We start from the raw sequence: 21,587 nt of genomic DNA, 5'->3' as shown, positions 1-21,587 counted from the left end.
GGTTGTCTCAGATCCGGCCATCGGCTCGGCTGGGCGCGGGGACGCCGCGGCCGAGGAGCTCGGCCAGCCCACGCCGGGTAGCGGCCAGGACGACCCGGTCCTCCGGCTTGAGGACGTACCCCGGGTGCAGTTCCCAGACCGGCCCCGACTGCGGGGCGGGCCCCTCCGTTCGGGCGGCGGCCAGGTCGGGTGATTTCTTCTATTTCTTCGTATTTCGCCAGCCAGAAGAACATGCCGCACCGGTACCGCACCTGCTCCGGCGACACGCCAGGTGGGAGAAATCCCCGCCGAGCCCACGCGGCGAGGCCCACGTCGAGGATCTTGGCGGCTTTGCCGATGGAGCCGTGCGTGAAGTAGCAGTAGATCTTGAAGGTGACAGCGGGTCCGCCCACGCAACCTCGGCTGGAACAGCGCACACAGGATCAGCGCGGCGATGGCCGTCTTCCTCACTCCGCGCGTGCTCTCAGTCGGGTATCGCCGGGCTTCCCGCGGGCGAACGCACGGCGTATCCGGCCCGTACCGGATTCCGCCCCCGCACCTCCCGCACCGTCACAGAACCCCATTCGCTCCGCGCGCTCCTCGTGCGTGTCCGGCACGACGGCTACGCCATGGCCGGCGAGGAGCTGGAGGGCGCCGGTCGCGCACAGAGCCGCACTCGGCGAGTGCGGCTCTGCGGACTGTCGTCTCAGCTGATCGCGATGTCGTCGATGTAGCCGCGGTAGCTGCCGGAGCCCGGGTTCTTCTGGTCGTAGCCGACCAGGATCCGGCTGATCTGCTTGCCCGCGTTCTGGTCGAGGCTGACCGTGACGTAGTTCCAGGTGTCGAGGGTGAGGGCCGTGCACTGTTCGGCGGGGCCGGCCCGGTGGCCCCTTTGGTCCCAGGACCAGCTGTCACGCAGGGTGCTGCCGTCGGTGAACACCAGGTCCACGGCGGCGCATGCGCTGTTTCGCGACCCGTCGGCGACCGCGGCGGCGGTGGCGTGGCTCTGCGGGTAGATCCAGTAGCTGAGGGTCTTTCTGTCAGGCATCGCGGTGCCGATGGCCAGCGGGCTGCTGCTCAGGTCGTAGATCTTCATGTAGGCGTCGGCATGGTCTGTGCCGGTCCGGGTGGATCCGGAGTACACCAGTGCGCCGGTGCCGGTGTGGGAGGTTCCGTCACTGCCGATACCTGCCTGAGGGCCGTCGACGTGGTGGAGGCCTCCACCGGCCGTGTCGACCGCGTGGGTCCAGGCCGGGACCGGGTCGCTCGACTCGAAGCCGGAGCGGAAGCTGCCGGCCGGGGCCGGCTTCTGCGGCCGTACGGGAGCCGGTGCGGGCTGCTCCGGTGCGGGCTGATCCGGTGTGGTCATGCTCTTGGTCGGTCCGTCACTGATGCAGGCGGGCTGCCGTACCCAATTGCCGTTCTCGTCGAGCTTGTCCGCGGCGACACCCGAGTCGTACATCATGGTCGCCCCCGACCCGGCGGGGTAGGCGACGGTGATCTCGGCGTCGGTGGAGTAGGTCCACTCGTCCCAACTGCCCTTGGCGAAGACGAACCGGCCGGTGTAGGTCTTGCTGACCGGGAAGGCCTTCACCCAGGTCGTGGAGTGTGCAGGCGCCGCGGGGACCACGGCGCGGTAGGTCTTCTCCTCCGTGTTGGTCGTACCGGTCTGGACCGAATGGGTGATCAGCTGGGATGCCTCGACCGCGAAGTCGGCGTGCCAGAAATCACTGGAGGAACCCAGCTTGACGGTGATGGTTTCCTTCGTGCCGTTGGCGATGGAATCCGTCGTGATGGTGGAGGTGCTGTTGGTCACCTTGTAGTCGACGGTGGTCGACGGGATCGCTGCGTCGGTGTGCTGCACCTGCAGGCACAGGGCCACCCCTGCATCGTTGCCGGTCACCGCCGCCTGCGTCTGGCTGTAGCTGCAGTACGGGTAGGCCGAATGCGCAAGGACGGCGGCATCGCATTTGGTCAGCGCGTACTTGGCGGCCCAGTCGGTGGTGAAGTCCTTGCCGCCGCCGAAGCGGGAGCCCCACAACTGGTTCTCCTTGCCGTGACACGGCCACATGTTCAGGTAGTCGGAGTGGCCGGCGAGCCAGCTGCTCGCCACGTCCATGCATTGGTCGTCGACCACGTTGCGGATCATGAACTTCGTTCCCGAGTCTTTGAGCTGACCCGGCTGGAAATACCAGTACTGATACTTCTGGGAGCCGTCGCACCGCTGCTGCTCCACAGGCCGGATCCGCCACGTGGAGTCCCACCATCCCGGCATCAGACACAACCCGGAATTCGTCTTGATCTGGAAACTTCCGTCACCTTGCGGTCGCAACGAAAACACCTGGTTGGAGCCGTCGTTGCGGTCATAGGCCTGTAGCCACGCCCCGGAATCGGACGAACTCCAGGGCACGTCCATCGCCCGCTGGTCCTTGGCGAGCATGAAGACACAGTCCTCGGCGCTCTTGCCGTCACCGGTGTAGCGGCACTGGTGGGACGTCTCGCCGGCCGCCTGCGCCTGCTGGGCCCCCGCCCCCAGTAGGGCGGCAACCAGTGCCAGAATCGTCGACACGAGGACCCCGATGGGTACCGGGGGTCTGGGGCGCCGCCTTCTGGGCACGTGAGCCCGAACGGCATCGCTGCTGTGCATCTGCCACTTCCTCCTTCGTCGTGGCACCCTGCACGGTGCGCCTCCGCCTCCAGGGGATCAGAAGCGGCCCCAGGACTTCGCCGCACTGCGTGAGGGTCCATTCGTTCGATCCGACGGTCCTGCGAGGAGGGAGCCGTCGTAGCACCGCCAAAGTAGGAACGCGCAGCTGCCGATACATCCGTCACCTGACGTAGGAATGCTTGGGGTCGGCGGGTGTCCGGGCCAGGACGATCGGGTGTGGCAGGCCGACGCCGGAGAAAGGCGCCCCCGGATTGACTGTCCGGCCTCCGAAGCCTCTTATGAAGCTCAAATGTGCGCCACCCGGTACGTATCGGAACGGGACTGCGTCTATTGTCTGCTGTCGTGGAGTCAGCTCCACGAGTCGCAGCACGGCGCGTGTGACGTGCAGAGGTGCGGCCTTGGCCGAATGCGGGAATGCGACCGTCACCACCTGCTGTCGGGGAAGGGCAGTCAGTCAGAGGCCGTTACCTCTCGTCGGGCAGCTGACTCATCTGGAACCGACACCGCGGCACCACCGGCCGGGTCCGGCGCAAGGCTGCCTGATTCAGCAGGCAGATGGCATCACTACGGGAGAGACGGCCGTGCAATTCTTGGGGCCTCGCCTCGTCGGACGCGATGCCGAAACGGCGATCCTCACCACTCTGGCGGTACGTGCCGCGCGCGGCTCGGGGCAGGCCGCGTTCATCGCCGGCGAGGCCGGGGCGGGCAAGACAGCGCTGCTTCGGTGCGCGGCGGCAGGCGCCGAAGACGCCGGCCTCCAGGCGTTGTGGGGCTCGGCTCGGGAGCCGGAGGCGCATCGCCCGTTCGCGTTGATATCGGCCTGCCTGGGGATCGATGACGGTCCTGTGGATCCGCTGCGGGCGCGGGCCGCCGAAGTCCTCCTGGGGCAGGCCCGGTACGGGCTGCCTGGCACGCCGGGAGGCGCGGATTTCGCCACCGTGGAGGCCATGTGCGTTCTGGTGGAGGAGATTTGTGCGCAGGGGCCCGTAGCGCTCTTCCTCGATGATCTCCAGTGGGCCGATCGGGCCAGTGCGCTGGTACTGCAGCGGCTCGTGCAATCGGTGGCACAGTTGCCGCTGCTGATCGTCGGGGCGCTTCGCCCGGTTCCCCGGGTGGTCGAGGTCGACGTACTCGCCCGCGGGCTGCGAGGCGGCAATCGCACGGTGCTGCAGCTCGGTCCGCTGGCCTCCTCGGCCGTGCCCTTGTTGGTGGCGAACATGATCGGGCATGAACCGGGCCCTCGGTTGCTTCGGCTGTGCGAGGGGACGGCAGGCAACCCGCTGTACCTGGGGGAGCTGATCGCCGCCCTTCAACGGGAAGAGGCGATCACGCTGCACGGGGCCGTCGCGGAGGTCACGGGTGATTGCCCCGTTCCGGCGATCGACACGCTGATCACTCACCGGCTGGCGTACCTGCGTGACGAGGTCTTGCAGGTGTTGCGCGCGGCGTCCGTACTGGGAGCCGGCTGCACGCTCCACGACCTGGCAGCAGTACTGGAGGTGCCGGCCCATGTCCTGCTCGCCGGCGTCGCCGAGGCCGAAGCGGCCGGAATCCTGACTCCCGACGGCCCACGTGTCGTCTTCCGTCATGACCTGGTACGCCAGGCTCTGCACGACGCCGTGCCGGGTTCGGTCCGCTCGCTGCTGCACATCCGGGCCGCGCAGGCTCTGACCCGTGCCGGGGCGGCACCCGAGCGAGTCGCCGGACATCTGCTGGAAGCCGCTCCCCCGGACGGGGAGTTCCTGGTCCCCTGGATCACCGGGGCCGCAGCCCAGCTCACCGCGCGTGCGCCCGGTCTGGCCCTGCGGCTGCTGGGCACGGCGCTGGAGATCGCCGATCCCGCCGACCCACGCTACGAGCAGTTACGTCTGCACCGTGTCGTCGCACAACTGTCATCAGGTCTTCTGGCCGAGGCCGAGGAGAGCGCCCGCATCGCTCTGGCCAGACCTGCCGATCCCGGTCTGGAGGATCTGTTTCGCTGGATCATCGTGCAGGCCGCGTTCGCGCGCGGCCGTCCTGACGTCGCTCTGGCAGAAACCCGTCTTACGTGCGGAACAGCGGGTGCGGCCACACTCGATGCGGTCCGGTTCCAAGCATTTGCCTCGGTATGCCTCTTCGCCCTGGGGCGCCTGCCGGAAGCGGGAGCCGTGGCTGCCGCTGCGCGGCGAGCGGCTGCCGAGCTCGGCGACGCAACGGCCTTGGCCTATGCCCTGCAAGTGCTGGCCGCCAAGCATTTTCTGGAGGCTCCGGGCCTTGAAGCACTGGAGCTCGCCCGTCAGGCATCGCGTCTGACACCCGAGACGATCCATCCGGCGCAGTGGCTCGGGCTGCAGCTCGCGCTGGCCAACTGCTACATGGAACTGGACCTGACCCCGGACGCGGAGCGCACCTTGGCGAGCGTCCGCCCGAGCGCCGAGCACCTCGGGGGTGTGTTCCTGCCGTGGTACCACCTGTCCTGTGCGCTGATGGCGTTCCATGCCGGCCGGTGGGAGGACGCGCAGGCAGAGGTGGACGCCGGCCTCGACCCCGGCGTCCACTTTGCAATGAGCCGGGCGTTGAGAGCGCTGGCGGGGGCGATAGCCGTCCATCAAGGCCGCCGGGACGACGCCGAGACCCACATGCGCCAGGCTGCAGCGGCACAAGACAGCGGAACGGTCTCCTGGTTCTACGAGTACGTCCTCTTGTGCACCCAGGCCCTGCTGGACGAGGCGCAAGGACACCCAGAGCGCGCCTTCCGCCGCCTGGCGCACAGCTTCGATGCCGGAATCGGGCATCTGCCCGGTCAGCTGATCCTCAGCTTCCTGACACCCGATCTGGTCCGACTCGCGCTTGACCAGGGCGACTCGCCGGCAGCCCGGCGTTACGCGCAGGCGGCGCGTTCGCGCGCCGCACACAGTAGCGCTCCCTATCATCTGGGGGACGCCTGCCGGTGCGAAGGGCTCATCGCGCAGGATCCGGAGCTGCTGCTGGAAGCAGCCCGTCACTACCGTGAAGCCACACGGCCGCTGAACCAGGCGCACGCCCTCACCGACGCCGCCGAGCTGCACGCGATACGCGGCCGGCCCTCCGACGGCCGCGCCCACCTCGAACGAGCCCTGGCGATCTACGTCGGCTTGGGCGCAGTCTGGGACGCGGCACGTGCCACCGCCCGCCTTCGCGCGGTCTCCGTGAGCCGCGGCACCCGCGGCCCCCGCAACACCGCCCGCCTGGGATGGGAAGCACTCACCTCCACCGAGCGCATCATCGCCGGTCACGTCGCTGCCGGACGCTCCAACCCCGAAACAGCCGCCCGCATGTGCATCTCGCGCCGCACCGTCAGCACCCACGTCTCCAACATCCTGCGCAAGCTCGGCCTGACCTCGCGAGTAGAGCTGGCCACCGAGGTGATCCGCCGCAACAGCCCGCCCGAACACCAGCAGCCCTGAACGTCGATCAGTCGGCAGAGCGCTCCTCCAGAGATCAGCTGTGGTCGAGCTCGCGGAGGAGTTCCTCCGCCCTCGGCCACGGGCCATGGCCGGAGGAGGGGTTGAGGTGGCCGACATCGCCGAGTTCCACGAGGCGGCCGCCCCAGTTCCGGGCCAGCTCGGCTACTCGCCCGACGGTGCCCAGCGGGTCGTTCGAGCTGGCCGCGACGATGGTGGGGAAGGGCAGCGGCGAGCGGGGCACCGGGATCCAGCCGTGCTCGTCGAGCACGTCGGTGGTGGGGTAGCCCTCCGGCAAGGGCTGCTCGAAGTCCGGCGGCGTCACCAGCAGCGCCCCCTGCACCTGCACCTGCGTCGGGTGCCGCCGGGACCAGTGGACGGTGGTGATCACACCGGCGCTGTGGGCGACCAGTACGACGGGCCCGGCGATCTGCACCATCACCTGGTCCAGTGCGGCGACGCCTGCCTCGCGGCTCAGCCGGTCCTGCGTCAGCGGGGGAACGGTGCGGACGGTACGCCCGGCCTCGGTCAGCCGATCCGCCAGCAGGGTCTGCCAGTGCTCCTCGACGTGGTCGCGCAGGCCGGGGACGATCACGACCACCGGCTCGGTGGTAGCGCTCATGAGGACACCTCCGTCTTCTGCGGCTCCGCCTCCGGGGCGACCCCGGTCAGGCGGAGCACGTCACGGTCGTAGGAATGGCGGCCGATCAGGAACGCCGCGGTGGCCGCGATCGCCACGAGCGGGACGAGCCGGAGCGCGCCGAGCAGACCGAGCCGGTCCGCGAGCATCCCCGTGACCGCGGGGCCGGGGGCGAGTCCGAGCAGGCTCTGGGCCAGCGTGAGCGTGGCGAACGCCGTCGCGGCGATGGCCGCGGGGGTCAGGTTCGCCACCATGGCGGCCCCCGGCCCGGCCGTTCCGGCGCACAGCAGGGATCCCGTCGCGAGTACCAGCAGTTGCACCGGGCCGGCCGGCAGGCGGAACGCGGTCATCAGCAGGACGAGGGAGCCCATGCTGCAGCTGATGGCGACGGCCCACTTGCGGATCGGGGCGCGACGGCTGATCCGGTCCGAGGCGATGCCGCCGGCGATCATGCCGATACCGATCACCAGGGCGAAGAGGCCGGCGGTCGCACCGGCCTTCGCCGTCGGCATGTCGTAGTAGCGGTTGAAGTAGCTGGGCAGCCAGGCGATCAGGGCGCCCGCGATGAACAGCTGCAGACCGCTGCCGATGTAGGCGCTGACCACCGAGACGGAGGAGAACAGCTTCGGAAGGAGTGCTCGGAGCTGGCCCCGCCTCTCCGCATCCGCCCTGCCCGGGGCTGGGTCCGATCCGGGAGCCAGCCGCTTCTCGGTGACCACGATCGCGTAGATGCCGGCGAGCACCAGTCCGAGGACGCCCATCACGGCGAACGCCCAGCGCCAGCCGTACGCCTGGGCCACGGCGCCGCCGATGGATATGCCCAGGACCGAGCCGAAGGCCCCGCCGGCGATGAAGGCCCCCGAGAGCGTCGCCCGCAGGGCGCGCGGGAAGACGCTGAGGACCACGGCGATACCGACACTGCCGTACGCGGCCTCGCCGACGCCGACGAAGAGCCGGCCGGCGAACATCTGGTCGTAGCTCGCCGCCACCGCACAGCCCAGGGTTGCCAGGCTCCACATCGTGGCCGCGATGACCAGGGATCTCACCCTGCCCCATCGGTCGGCCAGCAGCGAGAGCGGGAGGGTGAGCAGACCGACCGCCAGCGCCACGATGCCGCTGAGGGAGCCCAGTTGGGCGTCCGAGAGCAGCCAGTCGGCCTTCAGCATCGGGAAGACGGCGTTGAGGACCTGCCGGGACATGTAGTCCGAGAGCAGGAGTCCGAAACTCAGTGCAAAGACCACCCAGGCGTAGCGCCGGGACACGGGCCACTCCGAGGAACCGGAAACGGTTCTGCCCGGGGCGGGTTCCGCAGTGGTGAGAAACCCCATTGTCATCACCTCAACTGCTCTTGGCGGAAAGGGAAAGGGTCAGAACGGTCTGTCGCCGACGATTCCGGCGCGCTCCATCTTGCGGACGGCGGGCCAGTAGTCCTGCACGGCGTAGTGCTGGGTGGAGCGGTTGTCCCAGATGGCGACGCTGTTCGGCGTCCAGCGCCAGCGCACCTGGTACTCGGGGACGGCGGCCTGGCTGATCAGGTAATTCAGCAGGAGGCCCGCGCCGGGGGCGTAGTCCGTCCCGAAGCGCACGTTCCCGGGGGTGTGGTAGTTGACGAAGTGCGTCGTGAAGGCGTTGACGAAGAGGATCTGTTCGCCCGTCTCGGGGTGGGTGCGCACCACCGGGTGCTCCGCGTCGGGGAACCGCGCTGCCAGCGCGTGACGCTTCTCCTGCGGCATGGCGGCGCCGAAGGTGGCCTCGATGCTGTGCCGGGCCCGCAGTCCCTGGATCTGTGTCCTGATGTGCTCCGGCAGCCGGCGGTGGGCCTCGGCCATGTTGACCCAGATCGTGTCACCGCCCACCGGGGGCGACTCGATGCAGCGCAGCACGGCGCCCATGGGCGGGTTCTCGCGCCAGGTGGCGTCGGTGTGCAGCGCGTTCTCGTAGTGCTCGGGCGCGCTGTCCAGGTCCTTGTAGATCCGTACCAGGCCGGGGTTGTCGGGGTCGCTGCCGGCCACCGGGTGGTCCTCCAGCGCGCCGAAGCGCTCGGCGAAGGCGACGTGTTCGGCTCGCGTGATGTCCTGTTCCCGCAGGAACAGCACCTTGTACTGCAGGAGCAGGGCCTTGATCTCGGCGAACAGGTCGTCGTCGCGCACGGCGTCGCCGAGGTTCACTCCGGAGAGTTCGGCGCCGATGGTGCAGGTCAGCGGCTCGACCTTGATCGAGCCGCGGGAGTGGGCGCGCACCGACGCGGGTGCGCCTTCCAGCGAAGAGACGGTCTTTTCCATGGTGCTTCCTCCTGGAGAGGGTGGAGACGCGCGTGCTGCGGCAGAGGCTCAGAGGACGAAGACGGACGATCCCGTGGTCCGTCCCGACTCCAGCTCGCGGTGTGCCCGTACGGCGTCGTCGAGCGCGTAGCGCTGGTTGATCTCGATGGCGATGCGTCCGGAGGCGACGTGGTCGAAGAGCTCTCCCGCCAGCGACGCTCGCTCCGCCGGGTCGGCGATGTAGTCGGCGAGAGCCGGCCGGGTGACGAACAGGGAGCCGCTGACCGCCAGTTGCATGGCGTCGATGGGCGGGACCGGCCCGGACGCCGTACCGAAGCAGACCAGCAGACCGCGGCGCCGTAGCGAGGCCAGCGAGGCGGCGTAGGTGGTCCTGCCGATGCTGTCGAAGGCGACCGGGACGCCGACGCCGTCCGTCAGTTCGCGTACCCGCTCGGCCACGTTCTCGCGCTGGTAGTGGATGACGTGGTCGCAGCCGTGGGCGCGGGCGAGCTCGGCCTTCTCGTCGGTGGAGACGGTGCCGATGACGGTCAGCCCGAGCAGCTTGGCCCACTGGCAGACGATCAGGCCGACACCACCCGCCGCCGCGGTCAGCAGGATCGTGTCCCCGGCCTTCAGCGGGTGGATCCTGCGCAACAGGTAGGCGGAAGTGAGGCCGCGCATGGTCATCGCGGCGGCCGTCTCGAAGCCGATGCCGTCCGGCAGCCGGATCAGGGAGCCGGCGGGCATGACCCGTTCCGTGCTGTAGGCACCGAGCGGGCTTCCGGTGTACGTGACCCGGTCGCCCTCGGCGACGTGGGTGACGCCTTCGCCCACCGCCTGGACCACCCCCGCGGCCTCGACGCCCAGTCCGGCGGGCAGCGGTGCGGGATACAGGCCGCTGCGGAAGTAGGTGTCGGCGAAGTTGAGTCCGACGGCTTCGTGCCGGATCCGTACCTCGCCCGGGCCGGGGTCGCCGACGACGACCTCTTCCCGGCGCAGGACGTCGGGACCGCCGGTCTCCTTGAAGCGAATGGCGTGAGCCATGGGCGTGCTCCGTTGTTCGTGGGAGGTGGGGAAGAGAGGAAGGGGCCGCCGGTGCCGGGGGCCACGGCAGCCCCGTGGGTCCGCAGCCGCACGGCGGCACGGCGGCGTGGTGGTCCCGTGCCGCGATCAGACGACGCGCAGCATGGGCCCGCGCTGACCGGGACGGCGGTTCGGCACCATGCCGAGACGGGCCAGCGTCTCGTCGGCCCCGGAGTAGTACTCGCCGAGCTTGTAGATCTTCTTGGCCTCGGCGCCCGTCGCGATGTCGCGGCCGAGCGCCTCGGAGATCTGCACCATCTGCTCGATCTGCTCGACGGTGGTCATGCGCTCGCCCTTGCGCCGCCACAGGTTGTCCTCGTTGCCCACGCGCACGTGCACACCGAGCGCGATGCCGATCGCGTTCATCGGCGCCACCGCGCGCATGGAACTCTCGATGGTGAGGACGGCCCCGTCCGGGGTGCGACGGACGAACTCGATCAGGTCTGCCGGGTGCCGGCCCGCGAAACCGCCGCCGATGGCCACGTAGTTGAGGATCAGCGGGCCGGTGTGGACGCCGGCTCGGATGAGCCGTTCCACGGTTTCGAGCTGAGCGAGCGTGGCGAGCTGGAAGTGCGGCTGGATGCCATTCTCGCGCAGGCGCTCCAGGTGCTCCAGATAGAAATCGGGGCCCGCCTCGACGACCATGTCGCGGTAGGCCTTGTAGTACTCGGGCTTCGCGATCGAGGTGCCTGCCAGGTCGTCGTCGGTCATGATCTCGACGATGTTCATCTGGCTGGTGTTGATCGCGATCGTCACCTGGTCCGGCGCGGGGTCGAGGTCGGCCAGCAGGTGGCGGGTGTCGTAGCTCAGCCACTTGGCCTCGCTGCCCTCGTCCTCCGGAGCGAACGAGATCGAGCCGCCGATCTGCAGGACCATGTCCGGCACGGCCTGGCGCAGCCGGCCCAGCAGCTCGTTGAACATGGACATCCGCTTGGAGCCCTTGCCGTCGAGCTCTCGTACGTGGATGTGCAGCACGGTGGCCCCGGCGTTGTAGCAGTCCACGGCCGCCTGTACGTGTTCGTCCATCGTCAGGGGGAGGTCGTCGGCGTCGCCGGGCAGCCACTCCGGCCCGTAGGGAGCGGCCTGGATCACCAGCTTCTCCTGGTTCTCCGGGAAGAGTGAGTCGTCGTGGAAATGCACGGTCCGTCTCCTTCGTGCGATCGGTGATCACTCGCCGGAAGCATCGCCGCGTGCGATGCGAGGGGTTGTGATGTCCGGCGAGGATGGATGCGGGTCACCGGGGACAGCGGGCGCATGGCGGCCCTCGTACGATCGACCGGTCCGGAGGAAGCGTGCATAGGGGAACCCGCTCCCGTCCGGCGGCCGACCGCGTCTCTGCGGTGGTGCCAAGGTAGGGGCGGGCAACGGTGATCGCTTGACTCTCAGGGACAGAAAATTTGTCATTTGGGGACATCGCGTGAGCCGTGCCGAGTGGGCCGGCACGGCTCGGCCGAGCCCGTCCGGCCCGCGGTGTCAGTCCTGGCCGGGGAGTCGGTGCCGGTTCCTGGCGCTGCGCCATGCCCTGGGGCTGCACCCGAACTGCTCGTGGAACCAGCGCGAGAAACCGCTCAGCGACGAGAAGCCCAGCAGGTCGGAGATCTCCGTGAGCGAGCGCCGTGGGTTCGCGACGAACTGCTCCGCGAGGTGCCGACGGGTGGCGCCCAGGAGCGAGGAGAACGTCTCGCCCGAGGAGGCCAGGTGCCGGTGAACGGTCCGCCGGTCGACGCCCAGGCTACGGGCGACCTGCTCGATCGAGCAGCGCCCCGTCGGCAGCAGGACCTCGATCAGCTCGCGCACCCGGTCCGCGGCGGTGGTGTCCCTGGGCACGGCGATCGCCTCGAAGTACTGGTGGGCGTACTCGCGCAGCACTGGATCCGCCATCGCGTTGGGCGCGTCGAGATCGCCCGCGTAGAAGACGATGCCGTCGAACTCGCGGTCGAACTCCACGATGGGGCCGAAGGCGCGCCGGTGCGTCGAGACGTCCGCCGGCGCAGGGTGCCGGAACCAAACGGAGAGCGGCTGCCACCGGGTGTGCAGGAAGTCGCGCAGGATTCGGTGGTAGGCGGCGATGGCCAGCTCCGTGGCCTGCCGGGTGTCCATCGCTTCGCCGAGACGCAGGTCGACCTTCAACGTGGCCAGCCCGTCCCCCTCGGACAGCCGGGTGTCCAGGACCTCGTTGTACATGTGCTGGTGGCGGATCAACAGCCCCAGGGCGCTCCGCACATCGGGTTCCTCACGGACGACCAGACTGATGGGGCCGAGGTTGGAGAAGCGCCGGAACTCCGCCATGAGCAATCCGAAGTCCTCGTGACCCGTGGCGGCTGCCGACAGTTCCAGCACCTGGACCGCGGCGGAGCCGGAGATCCACCGGTCCTGGACCGCGAGGGCGGCGGTGTCCAGGCCCACGCGCTTCATCAGCGGCTGAGGGTCGATACCGAGCGATCGGCACAGCTCGACGTAGCCGCTGAGGGCTGCGGTGCGGACCAGGGGCCTCATGTGCACGCTCCAAGACTGTCCCGAAAAGAAAAGTCTCATGTCACGCCAGGACAAGCACGGCGGTGAGTGGGCAACCTAGCATGGCGCCGTTCGCCGGCCCGGTCCGCTCGTGGCGACCGCCCTGGGCCGGCGAACGCGCGAGGGCACGGAGGCGGACATGAACGGTGTGACGTGCGCAGTCGAGCCGCTGCGCGCACCCTGCCCGGGCCCGTCGCTGCACCGGGGCGGAACACCCGCACGATCACGGACGCGCGAGCTGACTTCGTGGACCACGATCAGCCCGAGCTCAGGCGCCATCGCTGCGGCTCCGGTCGGCCCGGTCGGCCCGGTCGCACGGCACCGGTATCGCCCGCGCTCGCGACGGGGTCACCCCTCATGACGTGATCCGCCCTCGGGCTGCCTCGTCGCAGGCCGAGACGAACCCAAGGAGATTGCCGACATGACCAACCTTGCCACGTTCCTCGTCGACTCCGCCGCGGCACAGGGCGATCGCATCGCCGTCCGCCACGACGACAGCACGCTCACCTACGCCCGGTTGGACGACGCGAGCGCCAGGGTCGCAGCCCTCCTGCGCGACCGCGGCGTCCAGCCCGGCGACCGCATCGCGCTGACGATGCCCAACGTGCCGTTGTTCCCGGTCGTCTACTACGGCATCCTGCGGGCCGGCGGCGTGGTCGTCCCGATGAATCCGCTCCTCAAAGCCCGTGAGGTGGCCTTCACCCTGCGCGACTGCGGGGCACGGATCGCGCTGGTGTTCCCTCTGTTCGCGGACGAGTTCGCGAAGGCCGCTGCCGAGACCGGAACCGAATGCCTGGTGACCGAGCCCGGGGACTTCGACGACATGCTGCGGGCCCACGAACCGGTGCCCGGCGTCGTCGACCGTACCGACGAAGACCCGGCCCTCATCCTCTACACCTCGGGCACGACCGGGACGCCGAAGGGGGCCGAACTGTCCCACCGGAACCTGGCCACCAACACCGCCACCGCGGCCGAGACGCTGCTTCAGGTCGGACCTGACGATGTGCTCTTCGGTGGCCTGCCCCTCTTCCACGCCTTCGGCCAGACCTGCGCGCTGAACACGGCCGTTGCCGCCGGCGCCACACTGACCCTGTTGCCGCGGTTCGAGCCGCAGCGCGCCCTGGAGATCATGGCCCGCGACGGGGTCACCGTGTTCCTCGGCGTGCCGACGATGTACGCGGCGCTGCTCCATGCCGAGCTCCCCGAAGGCTTCAGCGCCCACGGGCTCCGCCTGGCCGTCTCGGGCGGCGCCTCGCTTCCGGTCGAGGTGCTGCACGGCTTCGAGCGGCGCTTCGGTGTCACCGTCCTCGAAGGATACGGACTCTCCGAGACCTCACCGGTCGCCGCCTTCAACCACCCGGACCGCCCGCGCAAGGCGGGCTCGATCGGACAGCCCGTCCGCGGAGTCGAGATGAAGCTGGTCGCCGAGGGCGGCGGCGCGGTGCCCTCGGGAGAGGTCGGCGAGATCGCGATCCGCGGCGAGAACCTCATGACGGGCTACTGGAACCGCCCCGAGGCCACGGCGGAGGCGGTCCGCGACGGGTGGTTCCACAGCGGTGATCTGGCGCGTGTCGACGAGGACGGCTTCTACTTCATCGTCGACCGCAAGAAGGATCTGATCATCCGCGGTGGCTACAACGTGTACCCGCGTGAAGTCGAGGAGGTGCTGTACGAGCACCCGTCCGTCGCCGAAGCCGCCGTCGTCGGCGTGCCGCACTCGTTCCACGGGGAGGAGATCGCAGCGGTGATCGTGCTCCGGCCCGGTGCCGAGGCCACGGCCGAGGAGATCCGGGAGTACGCCAGGGACCGGGTGGCGGCGTACAAGTACCCCCGGATCGTCGCCTTCACGGCCGAGCTCCCCAAGGGCCCCACCGGCAAGATCCTCAAGCGCGAGATCGTGGTCACCGGTCGGTGAGACCTCCGGACGGGCTCGGCCTCGGTCCGGCTCCCGAGGTCGGCCTTCCTCTCCCGCCTCCCCTGGACGACGAGGAGCCCTGCCCGAACGGGGCGGCCGAGCCCTGCGGGGCGTCAGGGTTCTCGTTCGATTGCTGTCGTCGGAGACCGGGCATCCCGGTCGGGATCGTACGGAATGGGACCGGTTCGGCACCGGGAGTGACACCGACGGCGGATCCAACGCTGAAGGGCATGGGTCGCCATCCCGGCCGCCCACGACCCTGGCACCGACGCCCCGTCCCCCGATCCCCAGAGGCCACCGCGCATGCACCCACCCATCGGCAACCCGGATCACGACACGATGGAGCTCTTCCTCGGTGATGCGGGTGCACCCGGTACGGCGCCGGAGCCGCCGGCCCCGGTGTTCGTGGACACGTCGGGGCGCAGACAGCGCCGTGTGCGCCGCTGGGGTTACCTGCTGGTGGCACCGGCCGCCGCCTACGTCGTCCTGCTCATCAGCACCCTGCTGGGCGGCCCCACCCTCCAGTCGCCGTTCCTCCCCTCCGCCCAGGCTCCGCACACTCCCGCGCCCGAGGGGACGGCCGGGGGCCGCACTGCGGGCCCGTCCCCCCGCGGTGCGGCGAGCGGCGGCCCGCGCCCCAGCCCGGCGGCCTCGCGTGGCGGTATGCCCTCCCCGGCCGCCGCGACCGGGACCAGCCCGACGACAGCCGGCACCGGACCGGGCGCGACGAAGGCCGCCACCGGACCGGCAGACCCCGCTTCGGCGCCTCCCGGCGAGGGGCGCGGCCGTGGCACCGAGCCGCCGGGCCGCGGCGGTGGCAAGCCCACCGGCCACCCCTGAGCCCGGCACGCCGGGCGCGGTCCACACCGCCGACATCGCATGGCCCGACACCGCACCCAACCGCACCGCACCGCACCGCAGCAGGCAGGAAGCCCCGTCCCTTGTCGAAGAACCGCCGCCGCCCCCACGGCAGGCACAGCTCCGTACGCAACGTCCCCCTGCGCACCCACTGGCTGCTGCTGACCACACTCGTGCTCACGCTCTCGGCGGCGCTGCTCCTCCAGGGCTACACCCAGCACCTGTTCGACTCCACTCCCGACGGGGCTCCCCGTGAGCGGGGTCGGGCCACCTCCGTCCCGGCGGGCGTCAGCTCCGGCGGGCCGGTGATCGAGGGGGCGGCCGGCCGCACCGCCGCCCCGGCGGCCCGCACCCTCGCGCTGACCTTCGACGACGGCCCCGACCCCGTCTGGACGCCGAAGATCCTCGACGTGCTGCGCCGCAACGACGTGCCCGCCACCTTCTTCACCGTCGGCACCCGGGTCGCCGAGAACCCCGGACTCGCCCGCCGGATCGTCGACGAGGGCCACCAGATCGGCCTGCACAGCTTCACCCACACCGATCTCGGCACCGCGTCCGCCTGGCGGCGTTCCCTGGAACTGCGCGAGACTCAGCTCGTCATCGCCGGCGCCACCGGCGTCACCACGCCGCTGCTGCGCCCGCCTTACTCCTCCACCAACAAGGCGCTCGGCGACGCCGACTGGAACGCCGTCGTCCAGGCCGGGCAGGAGGGGTACCTGACCGTCCTGACGACCCTGGACAGCCAGGACTGGCGACGCCCGGGCACAGAGCAGATCATCGCCGGCGCCACCCCGAAGGACGCCGCCGGGCAGATCGTGCTGCTGCACGACGCGGGCGGGGACCGTACGCAGACGGTCGCCGCGCTCGAACAGCTCGTGCCGCGGCTGAAGGCGTCCGGCTGGACGTTCGTCACCGTGGGCGACGCGGTCGCCCTCCCCGAAGCCGTGCAGCCGGCCGGGACCATGGACCGGTGGCACGGCCTCGCCCTCATCACGGCGATCCGCACCAGCGACTGGATCATCGAAGCCCTCTCGTGGCTGCTGTGGGCGGCGGGCGCGATCAGCCTGCTGCGTGCGGTCGCCGTCTTCGTCGCCGCCAGGCGGCACGTGCGGATGCGCCGCAGGCCCTGGGGTGCTCCGGTCACCGAACCCGTGAGCGTCATCGTCCCCGCCTACAACGAGAGCGCCGGCATCGAGGCCGCCGTCCGTTCCCTGGTGGCCTCCGACCACCAGGTCGAGGTCATCGTCGTGGATGACGGCTCCACGGACGGCACGGCCGACATCGTCGAGGGCCTCCGGCTGCCCGGCGTACGGGTCATCCGGCAGCAGAACGCCGGAAAGCCGGCCGCCCTCAACACGGGCATCGCCGCGGCCTACTGCAATCTGCTCGTCATGGTCGACGGCGACACCGTCTTCGAACCGGACGCCGTCCGCATGATCGTCCAGCCCTTCGCCCAGCGCCGCGTGGGGGCGGTCTCCGGCAACGCCAAGGTGGTCAACCGGGGCGGGCTGCTCGGACGCTGGCAGCACATCGAGTACGTCGTCGGCTTCAACCTCGACCGCCGCCTGTTCGACCTCGCCGAGTGCATGCCCACCGTCCCCGGTGCCGTCGGAGCGTTCCGCCGCGAGGCGCTGCTGCGGGTCGGCGGCGTCAGCGACACCACCCTCGCCGAGGACACGGATCTCACCATGGCCCTGTGCCGGGACGGCTGGCGCGTCGTCTACGAGGAGCGGGCCAAGGCCTGGACGGAAGCCCCCGCATCGCTCGGTGCCCTGTGGAAGCAGCGCTACCGGTGGTGCTACGGCACCCTCCAGGCGATGTGGAAGCACCGGGGCGCCCTCACCCAGCGGGGGCAGGCCGGAAAGCTCGGCCGACGCGGTCTGGGCTACCTGCTGATGTTCCAGGTCCTGCTTCCCCTGCTCGCGCCCGTCGTGGACGTCTTCGCGGTCTACGGCCTGATCTTCCTCGACCCCCTGCGCATCCTCGGCCTGTGGACGGCGTTCCTGCTCCTCCAGGTCCTGATGGGGCTGTACGCGTTCCGCCTGGACGGGGAGCGGCCGGGACCGTTGTGGAGCCTGCCCCTGCAGCAGTTCGTCTACCGCCAGCTCATGTACCTGGTCGTGATCCAGTCCGTCTTCACCGCTGTCGCCGGGTCCCGCCTGCGCTGGCAGCGAATGGATCGCTACGGCAGCCTCCAGGTGCCCGTCACCCCGTCCGAGCCTCCGCTGCCGGACCGCTTGCCCGTGCCCGAGGCCCCGTCGGCCCCCGAGCCCTGGACCGTACCCGCGGCCGCGCCGTACGGCGGCCACGACGCGGACCCCGCCTGGACGTCCCACCCTCCTGCGCCGGTCCCGCACAGCTCGCAGGACCACATCTGGCCCTCGCAGGGGCCCCGCGACCTGTAGGCGCCGGTTCCGAGGTGTTCCGCGTGGAGGACCGAGCCCAGCGTGTCGCCGCCGCACCCGGGGCTGTCCGGGCAGAGACCGGGCGCGGCGGTGGGGCAGGGGTCAGGCTGCGGCGAGGCTGATCTGGTCGTTGAAGATCACCAAGCGCTGGCCGCGGTCGGCGGAATCGCACGGCTTGGTCGAGATGTTCGGGGTCTGCCAGGCGTTGGCCAGGCAGTAGGCCGGAGCGTAGGTGAGGGAGATCTGCTGGCCCGAGACAGTCCAGTACTGCCCCTGGTCCTTGGGGTTGCACGGCTTCACCGAGACGTCCTGAGCGTTCCACGTGTTGGCGAGACAGTAGCCCCGCGCGTTGCTGAGAGAGATCTGCTGGCCCGAGACGGTCCAGTGCTGGCCGCGGTCGGCGGCATCGCACGGCTTCGTGGAGACATTCGGGGTTTCCCAGGCGTTGGCGAGGCAGTAGAGGCCGGGAGCGCGCAGGGACGGGGCGGCGGTGTCCAAGGCCTGTGCCCCGACGGCCGGCAGGAGGGAGGCATTCAGGGCCAGCGTCGCAACGGCGAGCGTCTTGCGGAGTGCGATTGCCATGGGGCGGAATCCGTTCTTGCGGTAGGGGTGGGATTCGCGCACGACCACGAGGTGATTTCCCAACTCGGACCCGAACGCATGGCAATGGGTAGCACCAGCCGTCGGTGGGCCAACGGTTTCTGCGCGGCATATTCATTCCAAGGAGTCTGCATGTGCGATGATCCGACGGATATCCGAGAGTGGCGGAGCGGGCTCGGCAGCATGCGGGGATATCCCGCCCTGAAGCGCTGAACGGGCAGGTCAAGGCCGCACGCAGACTTGCCCACCCCCAACCCTGTCGTGCCGGAACCGGAGGTCAGAAGCCCCGTTTAAGGGTCACGAAAGAGACAACGAATGCGGGGCCGGGGACGGACGCGCAGCATGGAGGCATGGTTGTCCTCTCGCGGCCGGGTCACCCTCTGAAGGCCTCCGCGCCCAGCCACCGACCGGGCTCCCCGTCGAGCGGCTCCCTTTCGGGTGCAGACCAGCAGAGCTCTGGAATCCGTCGACGCCTGGACCGAGGCATCAGGGGTCATGCTGCCCCGCCGTCCACGAGCCCGGCACGCCTGGAGCCCCGTGTGCCCCGCCGGATGCCGCCGGGCCTGCCCCGAGCGTCCTGCACGGCTCTCGCAGCCCTTCTTGCGGCACTCCTGACCACCGTGCCGATCGGCCAGGCCCACGCCTTCACCGGTGCCAACCACGAGGACATCACCCGGGCCGCACTGCCCTGGGAGCCCGTCACACTGACCGAGATGGCCGATGCCCACGTCGGGGCGATCAACGCCAACGACCGACCGCCGTACTTCGATGTCGGCCCCCTGCACTGCGACAACGCCGACTACCTTGCTCCCCGCTACGCCCCCGAGTACCCGCGGACCCGGGACGAGGCCACCACCGAGCTCCTCGCGTGTATCCGTACCTCCGTCACCCGCTTCCGCAACGCGGTCGAGGCCGCCGACGGCCTCGTCGACGCCGACGGCAAGGTGCGTGCCGACCAGAGTGACCTGTCCTCGCACTGCACGTGGGACGGGAAGCCCGGGCGGGCCAAGTGCGCCATCCTCGAACAGCTCGGTCGCGGGTGGCACCAGATGGAGGACTTCTACTCGCACTCCAACTGGAGCGACCGGCCCGCGACCGGCCCGGTCGGCCTCGACAACCCGCCCGGCCTGGAGCGTACGGATGTGGCGCCCTTCCTCGACATCCGCCGCTACAGCGCCATGAAGGACGCCGATTGGACCCAGGACGCCCGTGAGCGCATCCCCGCGGACCTCGCCACCGGCTGCTACACCGACATCGATTCCACCGGTGTCAAGCCCGCCGACTGCGACGGCCGGGTCGCCCACGACCGCGCCCTGAACAAGGACACCGCCGCATCGGCGCGCTCCAAGACGGGCGACAACTTCCGTCACGCGACGGCCGGGGCCACCGCCGAGATCACGCGCCAATGGAACGACTTCAAGGCCGAGCTGATCGCGAAGTACCCCGATCACCGGCGCGGCGCCCAGATGGTCTGCGCCCTTGTCCACGACGACCCGGCCGGCGCCTGTCCCTGACGGGGGCCGTCTGCCGGCCGTGACGGGGGCGGCTGACCATACGCCGCCGCGTCATACCGGTTCCGGGGTGAAGGGACACAACTCGTCGGCCCCGGCCCGTACGATGCCGTAGCTGCTCTCCGGTACCTCGTTCCAGGCACCGGGCAGATCGCCGAGGGGTTCGGACACCACCAGGCGGGTTTCGTCGGACACTTCCTGAAGGAAGGTGATTTCGGGGTGCAGCCTGCGCAGCGAGTCCACGCGGGTGCTGTAGAAGAGTGACCGTGAGGAGCCCTGGCTGGAGTAGCGGAAGGCCCACACGGTCGTCCCGTCACTGACGGCGACCGTCATCTGCATCGGGTACTCCACGCCGTGTTCGCGTCCGACGCGTTCCACCAGCCCCACCATCTTGGCGACGGCGCCCGGCGGGTCCTCCTCCAGGCCGAAGGTGAGCGCCAGGTAGAACATGGTCTCCGAATCCGTCGTCCCCTCGATCTCGGAGTACAGCGCGGGGTCGACGAGCAGCGTGAGGTCCCGCCGCATGGCGTGGAAGCCGGCGACGGAGCCGTTGTGCATCCACATCCAGCGGCCGTGCCGGAACGGGTGACAGTTCGTCTGCTGCACCGCCGTACCCGTCGACGCCCGGATGTGGGCGAAGAACAACGGGGAGGTGACGTGGTCCGCGAGCTCCCGCAGGTTGCGGTTGTTCCAGGCAGGGCCGACGTCCTTCATGAGGGCGGGGGTGCCGTCGCTGCCCTCCGGGTACCACCCGACGCCGAAACCGTCACCGTTCGTCGTCTCGACACCCAGCTTCGAGTGCAGGCTCTGATCGATCAGCGAGTGGGCCGGTTTGTAGAGAATGGTGTCGAGCAGCTGGGGCGTTCCCGAGTATGCGAGCCATCGGCACATGTGCGATCACCTGTTTTCCTCACCTGAACCTGCCCAAACACCTCGTCGCGCTCGCCCCCGGCCTGCCGGAGTCTGCAATGAGTTCGCCGGTCATATCGCCACGCACTCCACTGCCCTGTCTTCGAGCGCGCTGAGAGTGGAGTGGCGCTTTTTCCCCGTGCTGTGGGCGAGGCCGTGTTCGCTGATCGGCTCTTACTCCGGCCAACCCTATTTTCGCCTCCTGCGCCGCGCATCGCCATGCGGAGCGGATCGGAGGGGCGGTCGCTCCGAGCCGGTGCGATGGAATCAGCCGGGCCGTCCGCTCCACCGTCGGGGCTGTGTACGTTCGGCCGCACGGCCTCCGGCCGCGAGCAGATCCGTCCGGCCCCGCACTGCCCCGCGCCGGTCCAACGCGCCTTGATCCTCAATCCCGGCAAGCTCACGCGGTAGTGGCTCCCGCGGTGATCAGGGCACGGATCGCCGGCAGGCCGGCTTCGGCCAGGGCGCGGCGCTGGCGGTCGGCCGCCGTTCCCCGCCGGCGCAGCCGGTCGACGAGCGAGGTCACCTCGCGGTGATCACCGTTCTCTTCGAGGGCGGGGCCGATGTACCGGAGGAGCGCGCCCAGCACGTCCCCGCTGCTCCGTAGCCGGCCCGTCGGGTCCACCAGCGTGCTGCCCAGTCCGTGTCTGGCCGCATGCCACGTCGCGGCCTGCAGGAGCTCCGGGCGGCACGGCACGAGAGCGACGCCGGCCTTCTCCTCGGCGACCGCGGTGGCGGCGAGCCCGCGGACGACGCCGGCGAGTATCACCGCGTCGTCCGCCTCCAGCTGCACGTCACAGCAGCGCACCTCGACCGTCGGAT

15 protein-coding genes and 2 pseudogenes are annotated in these 21,587 nt (G+C 70.0%); 6 read left to right on the top strand and 11 right to left on the bottom strand.

The window, feature by feature from the left end; all coding sequences use genetic code 11:
• Positions 1 to 7: 7 nt before the first annotated feature.
• Positions 8 to 196: pseudogene (locus ACFY04_RS36920) on the bottom strand (hypothetical protein); the annotation flags it as partial.
• Positions 197 to 344: 148 nt separating this feature from the next.
• On the opposite strand from ACFY04_RS36920, the gene ACFY04_RS36915 reads away from it, so the two are divergent.
• Positions 345 to 713 (top strand): IclR family transcriptional regulator C-terminal domain-containing protein, encoded by a 369-nt coding sequence (locus ACFY04_RS36915; RefSeq protein ID WP_389124027.1) that lies wholly within the window; start codon positions 345 to 347, stop codon positions 711 to 713.
• Here ACFY04_RS36915 and ACFY04_RS36910 read toward each other — a convergent pair.
• Positions 686 to 2,548 (bottom strand): ricin-type beta-trefoil lectin domain protein, encoded by a 1,863-nt coding sequence (locus ACFY04_RS36910; RefSeq protein ID WP_389124025.1) that lies wholly within the window; start codon positions 2,546 to 2,548, stop codon positions 686 to 688. The two genes, ACFY04_RS36915 and ACFY04_RS36910, sit on opposite strands and share 28 nt — an antisense overlap.
• Before the next feature lie 680 nt (positions 2,549 to 3,228).
• Here ACFY04_RS36910 and ACFY04_RS36905 point away from each other — a divergent pair.
• Complete coding sequence (locus tag ACFY04_RS36905; RefSeq protein WP_389124023.1) at positions 3,229 to 6,072, top strand: ATP-binding protein; 2,844 nt, start codon at positions 3,229 to 3,231, stop codon at positions 6,070 to 6,072.
• Positions 6,073 to 6,106: 34 nt separating this feature from the next.
• Here the strand turns inward: ACFY04_RS36905 and ACFY04_RS36900 are convergent, their stop codons facing one another.
• The 6 genes from ACFY04_RS36900 to ACFY04_RS36875 form a co-directional block, all read right to left on the bottom strand.
• The gene (locus ACFY04_RS36900) at positions 6,107 to 6,691 is read right to left on the bottom strand and encodes an RBBP9/YdeN family alpha/beta hydrolase (RefSeq protein ID WP_389124021.1); all 585 of its coding nucleotides are present in this window, start codon (positions 6,689 to 6,691) and stop codon (positions 6,107 to 6,109) included.
• Positions 6,688 to 7,971: an MFS transporter gene (locus ACFY04_RS36895; protein WP_389124019.1), complete on the bottom strand. Its 1,284-nt coding sequence runs from the start codon at positions 7,969 to 7,971 to the stop codon at positions 6,688 to 6,690. The genes ACFY04_RS36900 and ACFY04_RS36895 overlap by 4 nt, the downstream gene beginning before the upstream one ends.
• 105 nt (positions 7,972 to 8,076) lie before the next feature.
• A complete protein-coding gene (locus tag ACFY04_RS36890; protein WP_389124017.1) occupies positions 8,077 to 8,991 on the bottom strand; it encodes a TauD/TfdA dioxygenase family protein in 915 nt (304 codons plus the stop codon).
• A gap of 48 nt (positions 8,992 to 9,039) precedes the next feature.
• Positions 9,040 to 10,014 carry a quinone oxidoreductase family protein gene (locus ACFY04_RS36885; RefSeq protein WP_389124015.1) on the bottom strand — a complete coding sequence of 325 codons (975 nt, stop codon included), beginning with the start codon at positions 10,012 to 10,014 and terminating at the stop codon, positions 9,040 to 9,042.
• 126 nt (positions 10,015 to 10,140) lie between these two features.
• Positions 10,141 to 11,193: a 3-keto-5-aminohexanoate cleavage protein gene (locus ACFY04_RS36880; RefSeq protein ID WP_389124013.1), complete on the bottom strand. Its 1,053-nt coding sequence runs from the start codon at positions 11,191 to 11,193 to the stop codon at positions 10,141 to 10,143.
• A gap of 333 nt (positions 11,194 to 11,526) precedes the next feature.
• The gene (locus ACFY04_RS36875) at positions 11,527 to 12,549 is read right to left on the bottom strand and encodes an AraC family transcriptional regulator ligand-binding domain-containing protein (RefSeq protein WP_389124011.1); all 1,023 of its coding nucleotides are present in this window, start codon (positions 12,547 to 12,549) and stop codon (positions 11,527 to 11,529) included.
• A 439-nt stretch (positions 12,550 to 12,988) separates the two neighbouring features.
• Between ACFY04_RS36875 and ACFY04_RS36870 the strand changes: the two genes are divergently transcribed.
• From ACFY04_RS36870 to ACFY04_RS36860, 3 genes are all read left to right on the top strand, one after another.
• Positions 12,989 to 14,482: a long-chain fatty acid--CoA ligase gene (locus ACFY04_RS36870; RefSeq protein ID WP_389124010.1), complete on the top strand. Its 1,494-nt coding sequence runs from the start codon at positions 12,989 to 12,991 to the stop codon at positions 14,480 to 14,482.
• 303 nt (positions 14,483 to 14,785) lie between these two features.
• Positions 14,786 to 15,322: a hypothetical protein gene (locus ACFY04_RS36865; protein WP_389124008.1), complete on the top strand. Its 537-nt coding sequence runs from the start codon at positions 14,786 to 14,788 to the stop codon at positions 15,320 to 15,322.
• 101 nt (positions 15,323 to 15,423) lie between these two features.
• A complete protein-coding gene (locus ACFY04_RS36860; protein ID WP_389124006.1) occupies positions 15,424 to 17,745 on the top strand; it encodes a bifunctional polysaccharide deacetylase/glycosyltransferase family 2 protein in 2,322 nt (773 codons plus the stop codon).
• A 102-nt stretch (positions 17,746 to 17,847) separates the two neighbouring features.
• Here ACFY04_RS36860 and ACFY04_RS36855 read toward each other — a convergent pair whose 3' ends face one another.
• Positions 17,848 to 18,327, bottom strand: a complete 480-nt coding sequence (locus tag ACFY04_RS36855; protein WP_389124004.1) for a ricin-type beta-trefoil lectin domain protein — start codon at positions 18,325 to 18,327, stop codon at positions 17,848 to 17,850.
• Between the two features lie 638 nt (positions 18,328 to 18,965).
• On the opposite strand from ACFY04_RS36855, the gene ACFY04_RS36850 reads away from it, so the two are divergent.
• A complete protein-coding gene (locus ACFY04_RS36850) occupies positions 18,966 to 19,859 on the top strand; it encodes a CinY protein (protein ID WP_389124002.1) in 894 nt (297 codons plus the stop codon).
• A gap of 51 nt (positions 19,860 to 19,910) precedes the next feature.
• Here the strand turns inward: ACFY04_RS36850 and ACFY04_RS36845 are convergent, their stop codons facing one another.
• Positions 19,911 to 20,747, bottom strand: a complete 837-nt coding sequence (locus ACFY04_RS36845) for a class II glutamine amidotransferase (RefSeq protein WP_389124000.1) — start codon at positions 20,745 to 20,747, stop codon at positions 19,911 to 19,913.
• Positions 20,748 to 21,165: 418 nt separating this feature from the next.
• Positions 21,166 to 21,587, bottom strand: a pseudogene (locus ACFY04_RS36840) (carboxylate--amine ligase); the annotation flags it as partial.

It is taken from the genome of Streptomyces sp. NPDC001549, from assembly GCF_042894025.1.
Taxonomy (GTDB): Bacteria; Actinomycetota; Actinomycetes; order Streptomycetales; family Streptomycetaceae; genus Streptomyces; species Streptomyces kutzneri.
Note: the sequence above shows the minus strand (reverse complement) of the source record. Positions and strands in the feature narration are given on the sequence as shown.

Excerpts from the sequence above, each read along its gene's own strand:
- ACFY04_RS36900 (WP_389124021.1), bottom strand. The coding sequence starts at position 6,691 with ATGAGCGCTACCACCGAGCCGGTGGTCGTGATCGTCCCCGGCCTGCGC.
- ACFY04_RS36855 (WP_389124004.1), bottom strand. The coding sequence starts at position 18,327 with ATGGCAATCGCACTCCGCAAGACGCTCGCCGTTGCGACGCTGGCCCTG.
- ACFY04_RS36845 (WP_389124000.1), bottom strand. The coding sequence starts at position 20,747 with ATGTGCCGATGGCTCGCATACTCGGGAACGCCCCAGCTGCTCGACACC.
- ACFY04_RS36870 (WP_389124010.1), top strand. The coding sequence starts at position 12,989 with ATGACCAACCTTGCCACGTTCCTCGTCGACTCCGCCGCGGCACAGGGC.
- ACFY04_RS36890 (WP_389124017.1), bottom strand. The coding sequence starts at position 8,991 with ATGGAAAAGACCGTCTCTTCGCTGGAAGGCGCACCCGCGTCGGTGCGC.
- ACFY04_RS36885 (WP_389124015.1), bottom strand. The coding sequence starts at position 10,014 with ATGGCTCACGCCATTCGCTTCAAGGAGACCGGCGGTCCCGACGTCCTG.
- ACFY04_RS36875 (WP_389124011.1), bottom strand. The coding sequence starts at position 12,549 with ATGAGGCCCCTGGTCCGCACCGCAGCCCTCAGCGGCTACGTCGAGCTG.
- ACFY04_RS36865 (WP_389124008.1), top strand. The coding sequence starts at position 14,786 with ATGCACCCACCCATCGGCAACCCGGATCACGACACGATGGAGCTCTTC.